A 1,033-nucleotide genomic window follows, 5' to 3' on the forward strand; every position below is an offset into this window, starting at 1 on the left:
GGCGCGACAGGAAGGCCGGCAACTGGATGATGTCGCAGACTTCAGCGACGACCGCGGCCTGCTCAGGCTCGTGGACGTCGGTGATGATCGGCACGCCGAAGGCTTGCTTGATGTCCTGGAAAATCCGCATGCCCTCTTCCAGGCCGGGGCCACGGTAAGAGGTCACGGAGGAACGGTTGGCCTTGTCGAAGCTGGCCTTGAACACGTAAGGGATACCCAGTTTCTGGGTAACCTTTACGTACTCTTCACAGACCTGCATCGCCATGTCGCGGCTTTCCAGCACGTTCATGCCACCAAAAAGCACCATTGGCTTGTCGTTGGCAATCTCGATATCGCCTACGCGGATGATCTTCTGCGCCATCGGTTTACGCCTTCTTCTGGTGTTGAGCCAACGCTGCCTTGACGAAACCGCTGAACAACGGGTGACCGTCGCGTGGTGTCGAGGTGAACTCCGGGTGGAACTGGCAAGCCACGAACCATGGATGATCCGGTGCTTCAACCACTTCAACCAGCGCGCCATCACCGGAACGACCGGAGATTTTCAGGCCGGCTTCGATGATTTGCGGCAGCAGGTTGTTGTTCACTTCATAGCGATGACGATGACGCTCGACGATCACGTCCTTGCCGTAGCAACCGTGAACCAGCGAACCCGGCTCCAGCAGGCAATCCTGCGCACCGAGGCGCATGGTGCCGCCCAGGTCGGAAGCTTCGGTACGGGTTTCGACGGCGCCAGTGGCGTCTTCCCACTCGGTGATCAGACCCACGACCGGGTGACCGCTTGCACGATCGAACTCGGTGGAGTTGGCGTCTTTCCAGCCCATGACGTTACGAGCGAACTCGATCACCGCCACTTGCATGCCCAGGCAGATGCCCAGGTACGGAACCTTGTTTTCACGAGCGTATTGAACGGCAGTGATCTTGCCTTCCACGCCACGCAGACCGAAGCCGCCCGGAACCAGGATGGCGTCGACGCCTTCGAGCAGCGCGGTGCCCTGGTTTTCGATGTCTTCGGAATCGATGTAGCGCAGGTTGA

The 1,033-nt window shown here is 59.4% G+C and carries 1 protein-coding gene and 1 pseudogene; both read right to left on the minus strand.

Annotation, left to right across the window (positions count from 1 at the left end):
* Positions 1 to 361, minus strand: a pseudogene (locus D8V06_RS21415) (3-deoxy-8-phosphooctulonate synthase); the annotation flags it as partial.
* A gap of 4 nt (positions 362 to 365) precedes the next feature.
* The coding region (locus D8V06_RS21420) for a gamma-glutamyl-gamma-aminobutyrate hydrolase family protein (RefSeq protein ID WP_177434467.1) at positions 366 to 1,033 on the minus strand (668 nt) is incomplete at its 5' end.

This window comes from Pseudomonas sp. Sample_24 (assembly GCF_004307605.1).
In the GTDB taxonomy this organism is placed as follows: domain Bacteria; phylum Pseudomonadota; class Gammaproteobacteria; order Pseudomonadales; family Pseudomonadaceae; genus Aquipseudomonas.